At 59.7% G+C, this 19,976-nt stretch carries 23 protein-coding genes; 19 read left to right on the forward strand and 4 right to left on the reverse strand.

Annotation, left to right across the window (positions count from 1 at the left end):
• Window positions 1–55: 55 nt before the first annotated feature.
• From soxY to Q7T45_RS21975, 9 genes are all read left to right on the forward strand, one after another.
• Window positions 56–520: a thiosulfate oxidation carrier protein SoxY gene (gene soxY / locus Q7T45_RS21935; RefSeq protein ID WP_304873535.1), complete on the forward strand. Its 465-nt coding sequence runs from the start codon at window positions 56–58 to the stop codon at window positions 518–520.
• A 41-nt stretch (window positions 521–561) separates the two neighbouring features.
• On the forward strand, window positions 562–894 hold the full coding sequence (gene soxZ, locus Q7T45_RS21940; RefSeq protein ID WP_304873537.1) for a thiosulfate oxidation carrier complex protein SoxZ: 333 nt from the start codon (window positions 562–564) through the stop codon (window positions 892–894).
• A 98-nt stretch (window positions 895–992) separates the two neighbouring features.
• Complete coding sequence (gene soxB, locus Q7T45_RS21945) at window positions 993–2,690, forward strand: thiosulfohydrolase SoxB (RefSeq protein ID WP_304873539.1); 1,698 nt, start codon at window positions 993–995, stop codon at window positions 2,688–2,690.
• Window positions 2,691–2,764: 74 nt separating this feature from the next.
• On the forward strand, window positions 2,765–4,045 hold the full coding sequence (gene soxC, locus Q7T45_RS21950) for a sulfite dehydrogenase (RefSeq protein WP_304873541.1): 1,281 nt from the start codon (window positions 2,765–2,767) through the stop codon (window positions 4,043–4,045).
• On the forward strand, window positions 4,029–4,724 hold the full coding sequence (locus Q7T45_RS21955) for a c-type cytochrome (protein ID WP_304873542.1): 696 nt from the start codon (window positions 4,029–4,031) through the stop codon (window positions 4,722–4,724). Before soxC ends, Q7T45_RS21955 begins: the two co-directional genes overlap by 17 nt.
• A gap of 5 nt (window positions 4,725–4,729) precedes the next feature.
• Window positions 4,730–5,050, forward strand: a complete 321-nt coding sequence (locus Q7T45_RS21960) for a c-type cytochrome (RefSeq protein WP_304873543.1) — start codon at window positions 4,730–4,732, stop codon at window positions 5,048–5,050.
• 138 nt (window positions 5,051–5,188) lie between these two features.
• The gene (locus Q7T45_RS21965; RefSeq protein ID WP_304873545.1) at window positions 5,189–6,466 is read left to right on the forward strand and encodes an NAD(P)/FAD-dependent oxidoreductase; all 1,278 of its coding nucleotides are present in this window, start codon (window positions 5,189–5,191) and stop codon (window positions 6,464–6,466) included.
• Between the two features lie 122 nt (window positions 6,467–6,588).
• Complete coding sequence (locus tag Q7T45_RS21970; RefSeq protein ID WP_304873546.1) at window positions 6,589–6,978, forward strand: cytochrome c family protein; 390 nt, start codon at window positions 6,589–6,591, stop codon at window positions 6,976–6,978.
• A gap of 170 nt (window positions 6,979–7,148) precedes the next feature.
• Window positions 7,149–8,234: a YeeE/YedE family protein gene (locus Q7T45_RS21975; protein ID WP_304873547.1), complete on the forward strand. Its 1,086-nt coding sequence runs from the start codon at window positions 7,149–7,151 to the stop codon at window positions 8,232–8,234.
• A 263-nt stretch (window positions 8,235–8,497) separates the two neighbouring features.
• Here the strand turns inward: Q7T45_RS21975 and Q7T45_RS21980 are convergent, their stop codons facing one another.
• The 4 genes from Q7T45_RS21980 to Q7T45_RS21990 form a co-directional block, all read right to left on the reverse strand.
• A complete protein-coding gene (locus Q7T45_RS21980; RefSeq protein ID WP_304873549.1) occupies window positions 8,498–8,722 on the reverse strand; it encodes a hypothetical protein in 225 nt (74 codons plus the stop codon).
• Window positions 8,628–9,071, reverse strand: a complete 444-nt coding sequence (locus tag Q7T45_RS29060) for a DUF6538 domain-containing protein (protein ID WP_370691336.1) — start codon at window positions 9,069–9,071, stop codon at window positions 8,628–8,630. Before Q7T45_RS29060 ends, Q7T45_RS21980 begins: the two co-directional genes overlap by 95 nt.
• A 222-nt stretch (window positions 9,072–9,293) precedes the next feature.
• Complete coding sequence (locus Q7T45_RS21985) at window positions 9,294–9,929, reverse strand: tyrosine-type recombinase/integrase (RefSeq protein WP_304873550.1); 636 nt, start codon at window positions 9,927–9,929, stop codon at window positions 9,294–9,296.
• Between the two features lie 147 nt (window positions 9,930–10,076).
• Window positions 10,077–10,865, reverse strand: coding sequence for a class I SAM-dependent methyltransferase (locus tag Q7T45_RS21990; protein WP_304873551.1), 789 nt, complete (start codon window positions 10,863–10,865; stop codon window positions 10,077–10,079).
• 302 nt (window positions 10,866–11,167) lie between these two features.
• On the opposite strand from Q7T45_RS21990, the gene Q7T45_RS21995 reads away from it, so the two are divergent.
• From Q7T45_RS21995 to Q7T45_RS22040, 10 genes are all read left to right on the forward strand, one after another.
• Window positions 11,168–11,539: a helix-turn-helix domain-containing protein gene (locus tag Q7T45_RS21995; RefSeq protein WP_304873552.1), complete on the forward strand. Its 372-nt coding sequence runs from the start codon at window positions 11,168–11,170 to the stop codon at window positions 11,537–11,539.
• 48 nt (window positions 11,540–11,587) lie between these two features.
• Window positions 11,588–12,361, forward strand: coding sequence for an ImmA/IrrE family metallo-endopeptidase (locus Q7T45_RS22000; RefSeq protein ID WP_304873554.1), 774 nt, complete (start codon window positions 11,588–11,590; stop codon window positions 12,359–12,361).
• Window positions 12,362–12,388: 27 nt separating this feature from the next.
• Window positions 12,389–12,652: a DUF5659 domain-containing protein gene (locus Q7T45_RS22005; protein WP_304873555.1), complete on the forward strand. Its 264-nt coding sequence runs from the start codon at window positions 12,389–12,391 to the stop codon at window positions 12,650–12,652.
• 67 nt (window positions 12,653–12,719) lie between these two features.
• Complete coding sequence (locus Q7T45_RS22010; RefSeq protein ID WP_304873557.1) at window positions 12,720–12,866, forward strand: hypothetical protein; 147 nt, start codon at window positions 12,720–12,722, stop codon at window positions 12,864–12,866.
• A gap of 136 nt (window positions 12,867–13,002) precedes the next feature.
• Window positions 13,003–13,245: a hypothetical protein gene (locus Q7T45_RS22015; protein WP_304873559.1), complete on the forward strand. Its 243-nt coding sequence runs from the start codon at window positions 13,003–13,005 to the stop codon at window positions 13,243–13,245.
• Entirely contained in the window at window positions 13,235–15,832 is a 2,598-nt protein-coding gene (locus Q7T45_RS22020) for a DNA-primase RepB domain-containing protein (protein ID WP_304873561.1), read from the forward strand. Before Q7T45_RS22015 ends, Q7T45_RS22020 begins: the two co-directional genes overlap by 11 nt.
• Window positions 15,829–16,437, forward strand: coding sequence for a hypothetical protein (locus Q7T45_RS22025; RefSeq protein ID WP_304873563.1), 609 nt, complete (start codon window positions 15,829–15,831; stop codon window positions 16,435–16,437). The genes Q7T45_RS22020 and Q7T45_RS22025 overlap by 4 nt, the downstream gene beginning before the upstream one ends.
• 145 nt (window positions 16,438–16,582) lie before the next feature.
• Window positions 16,583–17,203 (forward strand): hypothetical protein, encoded by a 621-nt coding sequence (locus Q7T45_RS22030; protein WP_304873565.1) that lies wholly within the window; start codon window positions 16,583–16,585, stop codon window positions 17,201–17,203.
• A 21-nt stretch (window positions 17,204–17,224) separates the two neighbouring features.
• Complete coding sequence (locus tag Q7T45_RS22035) at window positions 17,225–18,034, forward strand: hypothetical protein (protein WP_304873568.1); 810 nt, start codon at window positions 17,225–17,227, stop codon at window positions 18,032–18,034.
• Window positions 18,035–18,390: 356 nt separating this feature from the next.
• On the forward strand, window positions 18,391–19,767 hold the full coding sequence (locus Q7T45_RS22040) for a DUF1254 domain-containing protein (RefSeq protein ID WP_304873607.1): 1,377 nt from the start codon (window positions 18,391–18,393) through the stop codon (window positions 19,765–19,767).
• The last annotated feature ends 209 nt before the right edge of the window (window positions 19,768–19,976 follow it).

The following is a 19,976-nucleotide window of genomic DNA, read 5'->3' on the forward strand; positions in this document are numbered from 1 at the left end:
AAGAGATTTCATCATCTAGGGACGCAGCAAAGAGATCCCGCGGGAGGATACCCATATGGTTTGGAATTCGGTTGAAACGACTCGCCGCGAAGCGCTCGCGCTCGCATCAATCCTCGGATTTGCTGCCCTGCTTGCTCCGAAGATGTCCTTTGCGGATGAGCCGGCCGTCGCCGCGGAAATAAAGAAACTTTACGGCGACAAGAAATTCGAGAGCGGCAAGATCAAGCTTGATGTGCCTGAGATCGCAGAAAACGGTCTCGTAGTGCCGATCAACGTTGAGGTCGAAAGCCCGATGACCGATGCAGATCACGTCAAGGCGGTGCATGTCTTTGCCGACGGCAATCCCCTGCCGGGTATCGTCAGCTACAAGTTCTCGCCTGCCTGCGGCAAGGCTTCCGCGTCGACGCGCATGCGGTTGGCGCAAACCCAGAACATCATTTGCATCGCGGAAATGTCGAACGGAAAGCTCCACATGGCGAAGGCCAATGTGAAGGTGACCATTGGCGGCTGCGGCGGCTGATCGGCCAATCCCGAAGAAATCGAAATTGACAGGAATTCATCATGTCCACAAAGCCAACCCCGCGCGTTCGCGTTCCGGCCCAGGTCAAGCCGGGTGAAATCTTCGAAATCAAGACTCTGATCTCGCACGAGATGGAATCGGGCCAGCGCAAGGACTCCGCCGGAAAAGTCATCCCGCGCAAGATCATCAACAAGTTCGTTGCGGAATTCAACGGCAAGACGGTGTTCGAAGCCGAGTGGAATCCAGCGATTTCGGCGAATCCCTACCAGTCGTTTTTCTACAAGGCCGCCGAAAGCGGTGAATTCACCTTCACCTGGAAGGACGATGACGGTTCGAACTACGTCTCCAAGAACAAGTTGACCGTCGCGGCATGATCTGCAGGCGCATTCTGAAATGCGCCTGCATCCAGGGAGGCCAATAGAGCCTCCCGGCTGTTCTCTGTGCCCGATTACAGGCAAATAAGGGTGGATCGATGATATCGAGGCGGGAATTCCTGCAGGCGACCTCGGCTGCGTCGGCATTGCTGATCGGCAGCGGACTCGGCAATCTCGGAAGAGCAGCCGCCCAGCAGCGTCTGTCGCAGGCCGACATCACGCGCTTCGACCCGTTGGGTACCGTCACGATTCTGCATGTGACGGACATCCACGCCCAGTTGATGCCGCTGCATTTCCGTGAGCCGTCCATCAATCTCGGCGCAGGTGAGGCAAAGGGACTTCCGCCGCATATTTCCGATGCCGAATTCCGCAAATACTTCAACATTGCGACCGGCTCGCCGGATGCGTTCGCCCTGACGTCGGACGATTTTGTGTCGCTGGCCCGCAACTACGGCCGGATGGGCGGCATGGATCGCATCGCTGCATTGATCGGCGCCGTGCGAGCCGAGCGCGGCGCAGACAAGGTGCTGTTGCTCGACGGCGGCGACACCTGGCAGGGAAGCTGGACGTCATTGCAGACCAAAGCCCAGGACATGGTCGAGATCATGTCTGCGCTGAAGGTCGATGCCATGGTCGGCCATTGGGAGTTCACCTATGGCGCCGACCGCGTCAAGGAAATCGTCGACAAGGCGCCGTTCGCGTTTCTGGCCCAGAATATCCGCGACAATGAATGGCAGGAGCCCGTCTTTGAAGGCCGCAAGATGTTCGAGCGGGGTGGCGCCAAGATTGCCGTCATCGGCCAGGCCTTGCCGCGCACGGCTGTAGCCAACCCTCGCTGGATGTTCCCGAAGTGGGAATTCGGTATTCGCGAAGAGGATATGCAAAAGCAGGTCAACGAGGCGCGGGCCGAGGGGGCCTCGATCGTCGTCCTTCTTTCGCACAACGGCTTCGACGTCGATCGCAAGCTCGCAAGCCGCGTGAAAGGGCTCGACGTCATCCTGACCGCGCATACGCATGACGCGATGCCCGGCCTCATTCGCGTCGGCGATACCGTTCTGGTCGCCTCCGGTTCGCACGGCAAGTTCGTCTCGCGTCTCGACATCGAGGTGAAGGACAAGAAGGTGGCCGGCGTCCGTTTCAAGCTGATGCCTGTTTTCGCCGACGCCATCGCGCCCGACCCGGCGATGACCGCGCTGGTCGAGAAGGTGAGGGCGCCTTTTGCCAAGGATCTCGCGCGCACGATCGGCAAGACCGATTCCTTGCTCTACCGCCGTGGCAACTTCAACGGCACCTTCGACGATTTGATCTGCAACGCGATGCTCGCGGAACGCGATGTCGAAATTGCATTGTCGCCCGGCTTCCGCTGGGGCGGTACCCTGCTTCCGGGAGACACGATCACCTGGGAACATGTGACCAATGCGACCGCGATCACCTATCCGAACTGCTATCGCAACCAGATGACCGGCGGCCAGCTGAAAGAAATTCTGGAAGACATCGCGGACAACATCTTCCACCCCGATCCATATTTCCAGGGCGGCGGCGACATGGTCCGGATCGGCGGGATGGGCTATGCGATCGACATCTCCAGGCCCGCGGGCTCGCGGATCTCCAAACTCACTCATCTGAAATCGGGCAAGCCGATCGAGGAATCGAAGACCTATACAGTCGCAGGTTGGGCAAGCATCAACGAAAACACCCAGGGCCCCCCGATCTGGGACGTCGTTGCCGCCCACGTTTCAAAACTCGGTTCGGTGAAGATCGAGCCGAACACGGCAGTCAAGGTCACGGGGACCTGAAACTCGCGATGCCGGTGCGGCGTTGCGTCCAACATATTCACGTATTGGGATAAATAGAGACAAGGGGTGCCCGCATGAGTGACAAGCCTTCAGCGGCTATTCTCAATCGCCGTCGATTTCTCGGAGCCGCGGGGCTCGCGGGCACCGGCGCGGCTCTTTCCGCGGTATCGGCGTTCGCCGGCGAGGGCGGCAAGCCCGATCCCTTGATCACGGAAGTCCAGGACTGGAATCGCTATCTTGGCGACGGGGTCCAGTCGCGGCCCTACGGTTCTCCATCGAAGTTCGAAAAGGATGTGGTGCGGCGCGATGTTGCGTGGCTGACGGCCTCACCGGAATCGTCGGTGAACTTCACGCCGCTTCATCGGCTGGACGGAATCATCACGCCGTCCGGACTCTGCTTCGAGCGCCACCATGGCGGCGTTGCCGAGATCAACCCGGCCGACCACCGGCTGATGATCAACGGACTCGTGGAAAAGCCGCTCGTCTTCACGATGGAAGACATCAAGCGCATGCCGCGGGTGAACAAGATCTTCTTTCTCGAATGCGCGGCGAATTCCGGCATGGAGTGGCGCGGGGCCCAGCTCAACGGATGTCAGTTCACCCACGGCATGGTCCACAACGTCATGTACACCGGTGTGCCGCTCAAGGTCTTGCTGGATGAAGCGGGCCTCAAGCCGAATGCCAAATGGCTGATGCTTGAAGGCGCCGACGCGGCTGGCATGAATCGGTCCTTGCCGATCGAAAAGGCGCTGAACGACGTCCTGATCGCATTTGCCATGAACGGAGAAGCCCTTCGTCCGGAGCAGGGTTACCCGCTGCGGGCGGTGATCCCGGGCTGGGAGGGCAATCTCTGGGTGAAGTGGCTGCGCCGGATCGAGGCCGGCGACCAGCCGTGGCAGACCCGCGAAGAGACGTCGAAATATACTGACCTGATGGCCGACGGCCGCTCGCGCAAACTTACCTTCGCCATGGATGCGAAATCGGTGGTGACGAATCCGTCGCCGCAGGCGCCGCTCAAGTACAAGGGGCGCAACGTCCTGACCGGCATCGCCTGGTCCGGTCGCGGAACGATCAAGCGGGTCGATGTGACACTCGACGGCGGCCGCAACTGGCAGTCCGCGCGTATCGACGGCCCGGTGCTCGACAAGTCGTTGACGCGCTTCTACGTCGACTTCGACTGGAACGGCCAGGAGATGATGATCCAGTCGCGCGCCATCGATTCGACCGGCTACGTTCAGCCGGCCAAGGACGAACTGCGCAAGGTCCGGGGCGTCAACTCGATCTATCACAACAACGGCATTCAGACCTGGCTGGTGCGTGCAGGTGGGGAGACTGAAAATGTCGAGATTGGCTAAACTCCTTTTCGCTGGCGTCCTTGGCGGGAGCTTGGCCGCGACGCCGATCGTTGAAGTTTCGGCGCAGCAGGTTGCCGCAAAGTCTTCCGCAAAGCTCGGTCTTGGGCGCTTGGCCTTGCCGGAGGAAGTCAGTGCCTGGGACACAGACGTTCGGCCGGACGGGAAGGGCCTTCCGGTCGGAAAGGGCACGGTAAAGCAGGGGGACGTCATCTTTCAGGAGAAATGTGCGTCTTGCCACGGCGAGTTCGGCCAGGGCGTCGGTCGATACCCCGTGATTGCCGGAGGAATAGGCACGCTGAAGGCCGACCGGCCCGACAAGACCGTCGGCTCGTTTTGGCCGGACGCATCGACGTTCTTCGACTATGTTAAGCGCGCCATGCCCTTTGGCAACGCGCAATCCCTGACGAACGACGAGGTCTATGCGCTCACGGCATATGTTCTCAGCATGAACGACATCGTCAAGGACGAGAACTTCGAGCTCAACGAGAAGAATTTCACGTCTATCAAAATGCCAAACGCCGCGGCATTCTATCCAGATGATCGCGAGACCGCCGAAAAGCACTTCTGGAAGAAGGACCCTTGTATGAAGGATTGCCGCGCTGCCACCACCAAGGTGATCGGTCGCGCCGTTTCGGTGGACGTCACGCCTGACAGCAAAGCCGGCCCTAAGGTGGATTGATGGCTATGTCCCGGCGCTTGGCAGCATCGGTTGGTTTCCTGGCGGCAAGCTCGTTCGCTAGCGCCTATGCCGGAGACCGTGAGCTTGGCGCGTACTTGTCCAACGAGTGCGTGGCCTGCCATCAGATTTCAGGCCATGTGACGGGAGGGGTTCCACGGATCACCGGGTGGCCCGAAGAAAATTTTGTCGCAGTGATGAACTCATACAAGGACAAGCACCGGGAGAATCCTATCATGCAGACCATTGCCGGCCGGCTTGCGGACGACGAGATCGCCGCGCTCGCGGCCTATTTCGGGGCGGTGACGTCACAATCCAGCGCGAAGTGATGCGCGCATTCAAGGGAGCCTTGTCCGGCCGCAAATTCGAGAAGCGATCAGTTCGGTGAAAGCGAGCGCATCCGCCCGGCAGAAGGCGGCCAGCGCCCGGACCTAAAGTCGGAAAGTCAAAACCAGCGGGAGGGATAGATGGACTTCAATCGAAGGCAATTGCTGACGGGAACTGCGGCGCTCACTGGCGCGATGATACTGGGGGCACCCGCGATTCTCGCCCAGGCCAAACCGCGGGTCGTGGTGATTGGCGGCGGCGCGGGTGGCGCGACGGCGGCGAAATACATCGCCAAGGACAGCGCCGGCGCCATCGCGGTGACCCTGATCGAGCCCAATGAAAAATATCAAACCTGCTTCCACAGCAACCTCTATCTCGGCGGGGTGCGCGACTATGCCTCCATCACCCACGAATACACCGCATTGGCCAAGACCAACGGAATCGAGATGGTGCGCGACAGCGCCAAGATGATCGACCGCGACAAGAAGGAAGTGGTTCTCGCCGGCGGCCGCCGGCTGCCGTATGACCGCCTCGTGGTGTCTCCGGGCATCGATCTGAAATACGATTCCGTTCCGGGATGGTCTCAGGCGGCCGAAGAAGCGATGCCGCATGCCTGGAAGCCGGGCGCCCAGACGCTGCTGCTGCGCAAGCGCCTCGATGCCGTCCCGAATGGCGGCGTGATCGTGATGATCGCCCCGCCCAATCCCTATCGCTGTCCGCCCGGACCCTATGAACGTGTCTCGATGATGGCTCATTCGCTGAAGGCTGCCGGCAAGGACCGCTGCAAGATCTTCGTGATCGACCCGAAGGAAACCTTTTCCAAGCAAGGCCTGTTTCAGGAGGGATGGGAAAAGCACTACAAGGGCATGGTCGAATGGCTCGGGCCGAAGGTCCATGACGGCGTCAAATCGGTCGATCCGGCGAGCGGAACCGTCGTGACCGGTTTCGAGACCTACAAGAATGCCTCACTGGTCAACGTGATACCGGCGCAAATGGCGGGCGCGATCGCGCGGGATTCGGGGCTGGCGAACGCCAGCGGATTCTGCGCGATCGATCCCGCCAGCATGAAGTCCGCGGTCGACGCCAATATCTACGTGCTGGGCGACGCCAGTATCGCGGGCGACATGCCGAAATCGGCATTTTCCGCCAACAGCCAGGCCAAGGTCGCGGCTATGATGATCCGGGGCGAGCTCGTCGCCGCGCGGACCTTCCCGGCCCGCTACACCAATACCTGCTGGAGCCTGATCGACACCGACGATTGCGTGAAAGTCGGCGGCGCCTACGAGGCCAAGGACGGCAAGATTGCGGCATCCTCGACCTTCGTTTCGAAGACCGGCGAAACAGCAGAAATGCGCAAGCAACAGCAGGCCGAGAATATGGGATGGTATGCCGGAATCACAGCCGACATGTTCGGATAGGACACCGGCGAATCGTCATCCATTCAAGACCACAGGGGCCGCCGGAAGCGTCGATCAAGGCCATCGCCGTTTCCAGCGTCACCCCAGACCTGAAATAGTACCGACTCCGGGGATGAGGAAATATGATCGTTCGTTCGATACTGGTGGCAACGTCGCTTGTGGCAATGACGGCAAGCGCCAGCGCGCAGGACGCAGCGGCGGGAGAGAAATCGTTCAACAAATGCCGCGCCTGTCATCAAGTGGGTGAGACGGCGAAGAACGTCGTCGGTCCCGTCCTCAATGGGCTGTTCGGCCGCAAATCCGGAATGGTCGCGGGCTACAATTACTCGGATGCCAACAAGAACTCCGGCATCACATGGGACGAGGCGGTGTTCGCCGATTACATCAAGGATCCCAAGGCGAAAATTCCCGGCACGAAAATGACGTTCGCGGGCATCAAGAACGAGCAGGAGATCAAGGATCTCACGGCGTTCCTGAAGCAGTTCGGCAACGACGGCAAGAAGGGCAATTGATCCGCGGCCGGCGGCGCAGGGGGGCCGGGCTTGTCCGCAGCCAAACCTGCGCCCGACAGGACGCGCTTGCGCGAGATCAATGACGGAGCGACTTCGGTCGACCAGATATTCGCGACGTTCCGGTATTGCGTATTGCCTGGTTCCGAGATCGCCGTGGGGGACGGACTTCCTTGAATCTGGAATCGTTGATGGAGCTTGTCGGCGAGGCAGCGGTTCTGTCTGCTGGCGGATTGCTGATCGGAATGCTGTTCGGCGCCTTTGCGCAGACCAGTCGATTCTGCCTGCGCTCCGCGGTGATCGAGTTCTCGAGCGGCTTGTTCGGATCGAAGGTTGCCATCTGGCTGTTGACGTTTTCGGCGGCGGTAACGGCGACCCAGGCCTTGATCGGCATGGGCCTGCTTGACGTTGACGGGGCCCGCCAGCTTGCCGCGCGCGGCAGTCTTTCGGGCAGCATCATCGGAGGTCTGCTGTTCGGGGCCGGAATGATTCTGGCGCGCGGCTGCGCGAGCCGGCTCCTGGTGTTGTCGGCGACGGGAAATCTGCGCGCGCTGGTATCCGGACTCGTGCTGACGGTGGTGGCGCAGGCTTCGCTGAGGGGTGTGCTGTCGCCTGCCAGGGAAACGCTCTCGGCATTGTGGACCGTCGAGGGCGGGGCGTCGCGCAATCTGCTGTCGGTGCTGAGTGCGGGACCGGTGACGGGGGCGGTTCTCGGCGCGCTGGGGCTGGGTTGGGCGCTGTGGCTGGCGCGGCGCGCGCGCCTCGGCCTTGTCGTCGCGACAAGCGCGATCGGCGTGGGGCTGACGGTCGCCGCAGGCTGGTTGTTCACGTTCCGCACATCCCAGGTTTCGTTCTCCGGGCCCCAGGTCAAGAGCATCAGCTTCACCGGACCGTCGGCCGATACGCTGATGGGCCTGATCAATTCACCCTCCATGCCGTTGGGCTTTGACACCGGCCTGGTGCCAGGTGTCTTTGCTGGTGCAATGCTGGCGGCCCTAATATTGCGCGAATGGAGGGTGCAGGGATTTCACGACGGTCCGAGTATGTGGCGTTATTTGTTTGGTGCGTCACTGATGGGCTTTGGCGGTATGCTCGCCGGAGGATGTGCCGTTGGAGCGGGAGTCACGGGAGGGGCCATCTTTGCTTTGACAGCATGGATCGCGCTGGCCGCCATGTGGGCGGGAGCGATTGTTACGCACTATGTCGTTGATGGGAATGTAGAGAATCCGACCGTGCCTCTCATGAGCACGCGCGGCTGAACTTGCCGTAGACAGCGGACGACGCCGATCACACTGGCGACAGTATGGATGACCGCGCCGACAAGGGACAATACCCATAAAATGCGGTAGAGAAATTTTCCATGACTATGTAAACAAGGTCATTACTCGCCAGTGCCAAAATCTAGCGTGTAGGACATATGGGCGCGGCACATTTCTCGAATGCTGCAGTGATTTCGTTTAAGGCTTGTTACGCGAAATTTTGTGCGCAACGCGCCGAGAGGTGATTGTACTCGTAATGATTGCTAGTTAGCGAGTTTTACTTTCTTCTGCATTTCCCTTTCGGCAAGCGCGACGAAACGCGCAAGCTCATGATAGCGGTTCGCTGCCGCAACGCCCGTTGCCCCAGCATAGCGAAGACGACACAGATCGGCATTAATCCGGATGGAATTCACCAAACGCTGCGGCGCGAACATGTTCGAGGCATACCGAAAGAGGCCGTCGAGTTCCCTTGCGTCCTCGCGGCCCATCTTTTCGATTTCGTGGCGCTCCAAAAAATCCAGGCCGCCGGTTTCCGCTCGCTTGATCTCGGCGCCAAACCGAATCGTCGATCCAGCGCCGGATCGCGCTTTCCAACTCGGCTCGCTTCGGAAGCTGGGTGGCCTCGGTCATGGTTTCGATTTGCAAGACAAGCGTGAGCGCCCGCCGGCGAGCGACGCGAAAGTCGCTGGTCCGAAGGCTGCGAATAAGCTCGCCCGAGAGCCCGCAAGCGGCAAGACGCTTGGGCCATTTCCACCGCAAAAACCATGTATGGCCGCGGAGCCGCAGATAGGAAGGTATTGGAATTTCAGGCTCCCGTGGACCATCATGGTGGACCATCGGCTGCCGGAGTTGAGAGCGGTCGATCTAATGCGTTACTGCGGCTCAGTTATTTCGGAGTCTGGCTGCCCTTTCTGGATACATATCGAACCATGTGCCACGCTCCCGAGCCGGCTTTTCGGCAGATTTTGGAGGCTATGCGGGAGATAAGTTTTGCCGCATAGCAATAGAGGGATATGGGTCGGCGTTGGGCGGAACGTGTCCGCTCCGCCCCGGCCGATTTCAGAGGTCAACTTGTTCCGAGATTGAAAGTGCGTCATCGACCTCAATGCCGAGATATCGGACGGTGCTCTCAATCTTCGTATGGCCAAGCAATAGCTGTACGGCGCGCAGGTTTCCGGTACGGCGATAAATTAGTGTCGCCTTTGTCCGCCTGAGGGAATGAGTGCCGAAAAGGTGTGGGTCCAGCCCTATACTGACAATCCATTCAGATAACAGCCGGGCATACTGCCTTGTGGTCATGCATTGCCCCACACCACGCGACGATGTGAACAGAAACTCGCCGGGCTTCTTGCCGACCGTTCTTATGTATTCGTCCACGGCCATGCGGGTATGTTCCGTCAATTCAAACCGGACGGGTCGCCCGGTCTTTTTCTGCCGAACGGTTGCCCGATCGACGGAATAGCCATTTGGCGCAACGTCCTCCACCCTTAGGGCGACGACATCACAACCCCGCAACTTGCTGTCGATGGCCAGATTGAACATGGCCAGATCACGGATTCTCTGGTCGATCTGGAGCTTGGTCCGGATCGACCATACGTGTTTCTGCCGCAGTGGCGGCTTGGCCCCAATCAGCTTTCCTTTGTTCCAAGGTATCCGCCTGGGGGTGGGCAGCGAAAAATTGGCGTTGTCTTGCATGGTCGCACTCCTCTGGTTGTAGGGGAGGATGACCTTGCCTTGGATACCAGAAGCCTTTGAAATAGTGTCCGCTTTCAGGGAATAGCGACCATTTCAAGATTTTAGCGAGCGCTGGCCGCGACGCGAATGACCCGAAGCAGACATCTGCTACCTGGGCCGACGTCCCCTTATCGCATGAGCGTGCGCACTATAGGTGATGCGACCATCGGCATCCGCCGGTAGACGTGCACGTACCCGCGAGATGAGCATCTCGACATCTGCGGATGTCATAGTTGCAACTGTAGGCCGAAGCGCAGGAGACTTAAGATTTGTCGTCCAGAAATCGTCGAAATTTGCAAAAGTCCGGTTCACTGTAATTTCTCGGGTTTGCACGTCCTCAAGACCTGCGCCGATCCACAAGTCTCGTAATGCTTCCATTCGGGACGCATCCATTCGTGGTGGGCGCGTTGGTACAATGCCCATTGCCTGTATCTCGGAGTGGATTGGATCGAGCGGAGATCTGCCACCCGCCATGTCCCACATGTAGGTCACAACTGCCCCGCCGGGGACAACTACCCGAACCATTTCGCTGACGCCCTTCGCGGGATCCGGAACGAACACAAGGACCAATGCCATCACAGCCGCATCGAAGCTGCTGTCGGCGAAAGGCAGGGCCATGGCATCGCCCTGGTGAAACTTTGCCAGGCGCGACGCAGGTCGGGTACGTGCAAACGCGAGCTGCTCTTCGGATGGATCGATCCCCTGGACCTCCGCGGGGCTACATCGCTCGACCAACAGTTCAGTGAAGGCCCCGTTGCCGCAACCGATGTCGATCCACCGCAAACCTAAGGGAGGCGCTAACCAATCAAGGAATATCTCTCCAGCGGACCGGCTCCAAATTCCCATCATTTGCTCGTAGCTGGCTCCATCGTCGAAGCGAATTTGCTGTTCTGCCATTTGATTTCCCACCCCAATGACGATCCTTGGCAGATGACATTCTGCAAAAAAAGCAGGGCTTGGGAAGCCAAGGGATGCGCCTTGATGTCTCCTTCTGGCACTTAGCGACATATTGCACCGCCAAACGATTGCGGTCGCTAACGGGGGATAGCGGAAGTCGACGGGCGGTCGCCTGTTGCTGAGGGCGGCGCCGATGTCCCTCGCATTAGAGCGCGTCGCGACAGCCTCCGAGGTCACTCTGTACACTGTTTAGTGGATTGTTGACAGTCGCGCGAATCGCGTGTAAATAGACAACTAAACAATTGACGAAAGAGGTCAGCATGGTCAGCGGGAGGGAAAAATTCGGGGCATTTATTCGCCGCGAGCGGGAAGGCAAGGAGATCGGTTTGCGCGAAATGGCGAAGATCATCGGGGTCAGTCCGACCTACCTTTCGAAGGTCGAACGGGATGAGTTCCCGCCGCCTGCTGAGGACAAGGTGAAGGCGATCGCCAAGATTATCGGGTGCGACACCGACGATCTGCTGGCGCGGGCCGGTAGGGTGTCTACCGACATCTCGGACATCATCAAACGCCATCCGATTGAACTGGCAGCGCTCTTGCGGACCACCAAAGGCCTAACGGCCGATGCCATCGCCCGGCTCGCCCGACATGCACGGAAGACGCAGGACGAGTGATGGCGTAGGCGACAGCTTGGCCGATGCAGATGAGAGGATGACAACCTGATGCCCAAGAAAGTGCCATACCTTGAAGAAGAACAGATTGAGCGCGATGCTGCGGCGCTCTTGGCTGAATATGCGGAGGCGCGCAACGTGGTGATCGCGCCGCCGATCCCCATCGAGGACATAGTCGAGAAGCATTTGAGGCTCGGCATCGAGTTCGACGACATGCACCGGTTGCTCCGCGTGCCGCGCTCCGGCCTCGGTCTTGATCCCGACATCCTCGGGTTGATTTGGTTCGATGATCGTCGCATCGTCATCGACGAGAGCCTCGATCCCGAGGAGAACCCGGCGAAAGAGGGCCGTTATCGCTTCACGCTGGCGCACGAGGGTGGCGGACATTGGCGGCTGCACCGTCACCTGTTCACCAAGGACCCGGCACAGGTCTCCTTGTTCAACGAGCCGGCCCCGCCATCGGTCGTTTGCCGTTCGAGCCAAGCGAAAGAACCCATCGAATGGCAGGCGGATTTCTATGCTTCGTGCCTGCTGATGCCGCGCAAGCTGGTCATGGCCGCATGGGATGAGATTTTCCCGGATCGCAAGCCCAGAGTGCTACGATCTGAGATGCCTATAATGCACCCATATGTTGAAATTGAGCGGATGACGGATGAGTTTGGAAATCCGATCGGTGCTGCGGATGACTATGTTCTGGAGAATTTTGCTCGACCTTTTGCCGAGCAGTTCATGGTTTCGCCGATTGCCATGCGCATCCGACTGGAGAAGCTCGGCCTGCTGCATCGCGTGGTTCCGCTCCAGCGCGTCCTTGTCGGCGGGGCATAGGCTCCCCTTTTTTGAGGAGATCGTAAAGTGTCAACTGGACAGGGAATAAAAATGGCGGGGGGCAGAGCCGGGTTCGAGACACGCGACTTCTACCTCGCCTGCTTTCTGCGATGCACAGGCTACGACCTTATCGACCTGCGCGCCGAAGGCCGTCGCAAGGTTTTTGTCTTCCGCGATCGACCGACGCGCCGCAACGACGTGCTGGCCTTTTACGGCCAGGGCGCCGCTGTCCCACCACTGGCGTTCTCCACAACCATCAAGGACATGAAGGCTCTGTTGCACAATGCATAACGAACCAAACCAAGCGGACGCCGAACAGTCCGGCGGACCGCAATTCCGCGAGGCATTCGATCGCCTCGTGCAGATCGTCCTCGATGGGCTCCGGCATGGTCATTTTCGGTGTGCGATTTCGGGCGGCATCGGGAAGGGTAACCGGCGCGAACTCGTGATCGAGGCCGGCAAGTCGCACAAGTTCACAATCCCTGAGGAAGAACTGCCGCGCTGACGCGGCAAAGAAAACGGCGATCCCTGTGATTGGGACGCTCGAAGATGCAAATCACGTAGGGCCAGTGTCATCGGTGGGATTCCGAGACCGGAGGCCAGGAGCACGGAGCGGCGAGCAACCGCCCGTGAGGTCTTCGGTGAAAACTTCGCACGCAGCAAACGACAACCTGAAAGATGAACTGATCTGGCGCACCCGGGAGGTCTGGCGGCCACGCCATGGTCGCGATCTCAGTCCCGAGGACGCCCGGCAGATCGCCACAAACATCACGGGTTTCTTCTCTGTCCTGGCCGAATGGTCACGGGCGGAGGTGCCCACACCAGCGAATGACACCGGCATGCCAGTCGCCTCCGATGACGAGGAGGTGCGCCATGACCCTTGAGAATATTGAGGCGGCAACGCCGCTAGACGCGCGGACAGTTTCTCCAACCGAACCGGTGGAAGCCGGTAAAGGCGGCGAAGGCGGTGATTCCCAGATCACGAATGCCGAATTCGTCACTGCGGTGTTTCCGCGCCTGCCCGAAGGAGCCTTTGTGGCCGTCTCCTCAAAGAGCGGCGACCCCAGTATTGGCGGCTGGCCTGCCCACCGTTTTAATCTTCCCACAGACACCCTTTCGGCAGAGACCAACAACTACTTCGGCTGTTCGAGCTTCTACCCCGGCGATGACGGCTCGTTTAAGGCGCGCAAAGCCCAATTTGCCGCCTGCCATTTTCTGATGCTCGATGATTTGGGGACCAAGGTTCCGCTAAATCGGCTGGACGGATTTGAGTTGTCATGGTTGATCGAGACGAGTCCCGGAAATCATCAAGGCGGGATCATTCTCGCTGAGCCGATCACCGACGGCGCGGTGGCCGTGCGTTTACTCGATGCGGTGATTGACGCGGGTCTATGTGATGCGGGCGCAACAGGGCCATTGAGCCGCTGGGCGCGTCTGCCGGTGGCGATTAACGGCAAGCCGAAATATGCCGGCGAAGACGGCGCGCCGTTTCAGTGCCGCCTGCTCGAATGGCGACCCGACAACCGCTACACGCCGCAAGAGATCGTCGAGCGGCTGCAATTGGAACTTGCGCCGGCTGGTAGGCCCAAGAAAACCGCGAAACCATCAGTGTCGCCTGACGGCGCATCGCACGGCATTGGCAATGATATCGACGATGTGCTGACGCCTAAAGCGGCGGAGAATCCGGTCGTTGCGGCCCTCAAAGCACGTGGGCTGTACAAAACGCCCCTGGGCTCCGGGAAGCACGATATAACCTGTCCGTGGCGGCATGAGCACACCGACGAGTTGGACACCGGTGCGGCGTATTTTGAGCCCGACGAGCTATATCCTGTGGGCGGCTTTTGCTGCCAGCACTCCCATCGCGACAGGTTCCACATTCGGGCTCTCCTTGAATTCCTCGGCGTGTGCAACGCTCAGGCACGGCACAAGCCGCTCATCCGAGTTGTGTCAGGCGACCTGCATCGCGTTGTTGATGCGGCGGAAAAGGAACTGGCAAACCGTGGGCGACATTATCAGGCCGGTGGCTTGATTGTTTCCGTTTCAACCGACCCAACTTGCGGCGATCCTTCGATTGTGCCGACCAGCGCACCGGCACTGACTCGTGAACTTTCAGTTGCGGCCACCTGGGAAAAATACGACGGGCGCGCGGAAGACTGGGTCCGCTGTGATCCGCCGGCGCGGCACGCAGGGATCCTTTTTGACGCGCAAAACTTCCGCTACTTGCCGCCATTGGCTGGCGTCGCTCGTCAACCATACTTTCGGGAGTCTGATGGCGAACTCATCAAGCAGCCGGGCTACGACAAGATGGCACAGCGTTTCGGTGTGTTCGATGCGCGGCAATTTGTTGTCCCCGAACCGACCCTCGAAGCGGCGCGGTTGGCGCTAACCTTGCTCGAAGACTTGCTTATTGAGTTTCACTTCGTGGATGACACCGATAGGGCGGCGGCCATAGCGGCTATTTTCACCGCAGTCGTGCGTCCCACGCTGGCTTATGCACCGGCATTTCACGTCAGAGCGCCGGTATTCGGTAGCGGCAAGACCTACCTGTGCGAACTGATTGGCGCATTCGCGGGTCCGGGCGGGAACGCCAAGGTGAGCTATCCGACGACCTCGGAGGAAGCCACCAAGGTCATTCTGTCCTTGCTGCTGACCAGCCCTGCGGTCATCGAATTTGATGACATGGACACGGACTGGATACCGCACGGCACCATCAAGCGGATGCTGACGGCGGAGCACATCACCGACCGAATTTTAGGCGTCAGCAAGACCGCGACAGTCAGTACCCGCACCCTGTTTCTGGGTTCGGGGAACAACGTCGGCCCGATCCGCGATCTGCTGCGCCGCGTGCTGACAATTCATATTGACCCACGCTGTGCGACACCGGCAACGATCTCCTACAAAGGTTTTCCGGTCGATAAGGTGCGCCAGCGGCGCGGCGCCTACGTTGCTGCAGTGCTGACGATAATTCTGGCATGGCGGAGGGCCGGTTCGCCGCGTGCTGAGGTGGACAGCATCGTCACGTTCGGTGGCGCGTGGTCAGACTATTGCCGATATCCACTGATGTGGCTCGGGCACCCCGATCCTGCGACAGCACTGCTGGAACAGGTCCGCCATGATCCCGACGGCGATGCACTTAGTGGGTTGATGACCGAATGGCATGCCGCATTCGGCTCGGCCCCAACCACGGTGCGCAAGGCGGTCGAGGCAGCGCTTTATAACCATTCAAATCTGCTCGATGCGATGCGCGAATTCCCGGTTGACGAGCGTGGGGAAATCAATCGCTCGAAACTCGGCTGGCTCCTGAAGAAGAACGTTAACCGGATCGTCGGTGGCTTTGAGTTCCAGCAGGCAGAAGCCGACGGGCGCACGGCATGGCGTGTTGTGGCAGTCAAAACACCGCCTTTAACGCCTTCGCCGCCTTCCGCTCCCCTGGTTGAGGAAACTGTCACGGTCTGGAGTGGGAGGATATGAGCGCGGCCAACGTCGTCAAGGAGGCCCGCGCCGCTGGCATCCAGCTAGGCGTCGACGACAATGACCTGGTGCTGGAGGCGCCTGTACCGCCGGCGGCGGCGGTGCTCGATGCGCTCTCCCGGTACAAGGCCGAGATCGTCACGCTGCTCCGGCACGGCCCGGACGGATGGTCGGCCGAAGACTGGCAGGTTCTCTTTGACGAACGGGCGGGCATCGTCGAGTTCGATGGCGGGCAGTCGCGTCCGCAGGCCGATGTCCAGGCCTTTGCCTGTTGCATTGTCGATTGGCTGAACCGGAATCCTGAACGCTCGCCGGCCGGGCGCTGTCTCGCATGCGGCGATCGTGAACACGCCCACAATCCGCTGCTACCTTACGGCGCCGAACCCAGCGGCCACGCCTGGCTGCACTCCCGCTGCTGGTCCGCCTGGTACGAGGCCCGGCAAGCCAAGGCTGTATCCGCGCTGAAGGCAATGGGAATCAGTGTGCCAGTCGTTCGCCGTATTAAGCGGGAGGAGCAGTTTAAACATCTGCCGTCGGATGCGACCAGAGAGACACGCACCTCGAAAAACCAATTTGCCTCGCAGCGGCAAATCAACGGAGGCTGATCCATGTCGAACATCATCACCGGGAGGGTAATTCGAAACCGGAACTGATAGGGCGACTGCATGAGAAAGTTATTTGCCTTCAGGCGACAGTGTCAGATTTCCCAAGCGATTTCGATTATTCCTCGACGAAAAAATGGAGCAATAGATGGCGCGTTACGCGGGCGGCGGCAAGAACACCGTCGAGGGTTGCCGATCGATCGACGTGCTGGAATGGCATCGGCGTGGCTATCTCCGAACGCCCCGGTGGTTCTCATGGGCCTGGACCAGGGACGGCGAGCGGGTGGCGTCCATTAACGTCGAAACCCAACGCCATTCCGTTTCGCTGAAATACCGAAGCCGTTCGTATGGCGAGGGTTGGAACGACGTCGAGCAGCGGATCACCATCGCGTGGACGCCGTGCCGGTTCGGTGGCGAACGGCCTTGGTTTGCGTGTTCGGTCGCTGCAAACGGAGTGTATTGCGGTCGCCGGGTCACGAAGCTGTACGGAGCCGGACGCCTGTTTGCCTGCCGTCACTGCTATCGGCTTGCCTATGCAAGCCAGCAGGAATCGGCCCATCAGCGCGGGCTAGGGAAATCCCAAAAGATCCGGATGCGGCTGGACGGCAGCGCGAGCATGCTTGAGGAGTTTCCCGACAAGCCAAAGGGCATGCACTGGCGGACCTACGAGCGTTGGCGTCGCGTCCATGACGTAGCCGAAGAGCGATCGAACAGGGGCCTGATGGGCTTCGTAGAACGGCTGGGCCGCCGGACATCCGGGCGCGCCTAAAATTGAACGAGGAAATTGACGATGACAAAAACGGTACAGACATTGCCGGCCGAGGCCGGCGGCACTGACATCACGCGGTTCAACGCACTGCGTCACGGGGTGCTGTCGCGCTATACGATCCTGCCCTGGGAGAGTGCCGACGAATACCAGGCCGTTGTGGAGGCGCTGGTGGCCGAACATCGTCCGCAGGGCCCGACAGAGGAGCACCTGGTCGAGGAGATCGCCGGCATCCTCTGGCGCAAGCGGAGGCTTCGCCTTGCTGAGGCCGCTGCCCATCGGCGCGGGTTGGAGGGCACCCTGGCGTCCTACCGCGAGACGGTAAAGATGGCACTGGTCCATCTCGATACCTCTGGCCAGTCCGAGCGCGTGGTGGACGCCATACGGGCCACGGTGGCGGATACCCAGGAGGATATGACGGACATGGCAGCGGACGAGGCCATGACCCGCGATGCTCTCCAGCTGCTTGGTTCCAAGCGAAACGACGCCTACGAGGCCGCCTTGGCGGCGTTGCGCGAGGATACACAAGTTTGGTGGGCGGATACGCTCGCCAACGATCCAGAGGAACTTGGCGCAGGCAAAGAGCCAGCCACCGCCGATGTCGAGGGCCTGCGCCGCTTCCTCGAAGCCGAGGTGCTGCCGTGGTTCGAAAACCGGCAAAAGGAATTGGCCAACCGGCCGTTGATCCGCGAGCAGGCGTTCGGCGACGCGCTCGATCCTAACAAGCTGGAGCGGCTTGGACGCTACGAGGTACACCTCGACCGCAAGCTCGAACGGATGCTTACCATGCTGCTGCGGCTCAAGGACCTCCGGCGTTCTGTCGTCGAGGGTTGATCCGTTTGGCAAAAAGCAGGCCGGGTGCACGGGGGCAATCCTTGCCGGTATCGTGGGCGGGAGGGCGAGGGCGGCGGCGGGCCTGCTCATCAGTTTATGGGTCCCAGGTTCGGTTGCCCCGGTTACAAATCTATGTCGGCTTTCGGGATAAGACCGGAAGTGGCCGGCTGGGGGCCAAAACGACGCGAATGACCCAGAGCGGAAGTAGTCGGGCTGTTTCCGGTGAGCAGCTTTTAGTTGATCCATCTCAATGTCGCGCAGCACAGGTGGCTTATTCGGTTTGTGCTTTGTGCGCAGTCCTAAGTGAGGAGCCACGTCTCATGAAAACCGCAACCTTGAAAGCCCTCGCTTGTGCGATGGCGTTGCTCACAGTGTCATCCTTTTCATCGGCGTGCGCCCAAACCAGCATTGCACCCGCAGAGGCCCGCGCCATCGCTAAGGAAGCCTATATCTACGGCTTCCCGATTGTGGACGGCTACCGCATCCAATACGCCTACTTCGTGGATCGCGGGAATCCTGAATTCAAAGCGCCATGGAACCAGCTCCGCAACATCCCCCGCGTCTACACGCCCGACGACAAGGCGGTGCAGACGCCCAACTCGGACACACCCTACTCCATGATCGGCATGGATGTACGCGCCGAACCCATAGTGCTGACCGTGCCGACAATCGAGAAGGGGCGCTATTTCAGTATCCAACTCGTTGACCTCTACACCTTCAACTACGACTACATCGGGAGCCGCACCACCGGCAACGATGGGGGCAATTTTCTCATCGCTGGGCCGGGCTGGAAAGGCGCGACGCCCAAGGGCGTGAAGAAGGTGATCCGGTCTGAGACCGAGTTGACGTTCGCCATCTATCGCACGCAGCTTTTCAACCCAGGCGACCTAGACAATGTGAAGAAAATCCAAGCCGGTTACAAAGCGCAGCCATTGTCGGAATATCTCGGCCAACCTGCACCTAAGGCTGCGCCAGCGATTGATTTCATCAAGCCGCTTACGCCCGATACACAGAAGACGTCGCCCGAGTTTTTCAACATCCTGAACTTCGTTCTGCAATTCTGCCCAACGAATCCGTCAGAGAAAAACCTCATGGAGCGTTTCGCCAAGATTGGCGTCGGCGCGGGAAAAACCTTTGGCGCGAGCAAACTCTCGCCTGAAATGAAGACGGCTGTTGAACAGGGCATCGCGGACGCATGGGCTGAATTTGCGGACTTCAAGAAAAAACGATTTGATACGGGACAAGTGACCTCAGGCGATGCTTTCGGTACGCGGAAGTATTTGAAGAATAACTACCTCTACCGCATGGCCGGTGCCGTGATCGGCATCTATGGCAATTCGAAGCGGGAAGCGATGTATCCGTTCTATTCCATCGATTCCGACAAACGGCCGCTGGTTGGGACCAACCGCTACACTTTGCGCTTTGCACCGGGCAAGCTACCGCCCGTCAACGCCTTCTGGTCGGTGACGATGTACGAAATGCCGCAGAGCCTGCTTGTGGCCAATCCCATCAACCGCTACCTGATCAACTCGCCGATGCTACCGCAGTTACAGCGAGATGCCGACGGCGGGCTTACGTTACTTATCCAAAACGAATCACCGGGCAAGGATAAGGAGGCCAACTGGCTGCCAGCGCCGAAGGGACCGTTTGTGATGGCCTTGCGCCTCTACTGGCCGAAAGAAGAAGCACTTGACGGCAAGTGGACCGCGCCACCGCTGAAACAGCCGCAATAGGTGATGGTCGCTATTGGCACTTAACCGACATCCCGACCGCGTTGCGCAATGTCTGCTATCGGGGGTGCATCGGACTCTTTGGGTGCATCGCGGTATCGACGCTAATGACCCACTTCAGAAGGCGGGTTCCAGGTTGGTCGACAACTGCCGCTCATTTTTCAACCTATCGACAGCATCGATCAAAAGGCAACATGATGACGGTCGAAGTT

Source organism: Bradyrhizobium sp., assembly GCF_030646015.1.
Classification (GTDB): Bacteria; Pseudomonadota; Alphaproteobacteria; order Rhizobiales; family Xanthobacteraceae; genus Bradyrhizobium.